Here is a 317-nt window from a genome sequence, read left to right as displayed (position 1 = left end):
TTCCAGGGCTTCCAGGGCAACCAGGGTTTCCAGGGTGACACCGGTGCCCAGGGTTTCCAGGGCTTCCAGGGCAATCAGGGTTTCCAGGGTGACACCGGTGCCCAGGGCTTCCAGGGCAATCAGGGTTTCCAGGGTGACACCGGTGCCCAGGGTTTCCAGGGCTTCCAGGGCAATCAGGGTTTCCAGGGCGACATCGGTGCCCAGGGCTTCCAGGGCAACCAGGGCAATCAGGGTTTCCAGGGTGACACCGGTGCCCAGGGTTTCCAGGGCTTCCAGGGCAATCAGGGTTTCCAGGGTGACACCGGTGCCCAGGGTTT

1 protein-coding gene is annotated in these 317 nt (G+C 63.4%); it reads right to left on the bottom strand.

Annotated features, from left to right (window positions below; genetic code table 11):
- Positions 1–317: hypothetical protein (locus UK12_RS44150; RefSeq protein ID WP_231591522.1), on the bottom strand; the 317-nt coding region annotated here is incomplete at both ends.

This window comes from Saccharothrix sp. ST-888 (assembly GCF_000955975.1).
GTDB lineage: Bacteria > Actinomycetota > Actinomycetes > Streptomycetales > Streptomycetaceae > Kitasatospora.
This window is presented reverse-complemented; position numbering and strand designations above follow the sequence as displayed.